Genomic DNA, 208 nt, shown 5'->3' on the forward strand with positions numbered 1-208 from the left:
GTGTGTGCGTGATGCCGGGTGAGGCGAACCGGGACGCCGACGCGTTGGTCGGGTGGATGCGGACGTTCGAGGTCAGCGTGGCGCAGTTCGTGCCGACGCACCTCTCGCTGGTGCTGGACGGTGCGAGTGTGGCGGCGCCGGAGAGCCTGCGCGCCGTGATGTGCGGCGGCGAACCCCTCACCCACGAACTCGCCCACCGCACCACACA

The organism is Streptomyces sp. ICBB 8177 (assembly GCF_003144095.1).
Classification (GTDB): domain Bacteria; phylum Actinomycetota; class Actinomycetes; order Streptomycetales; family Streptomycetaceae; genus Streptantibioticus_D.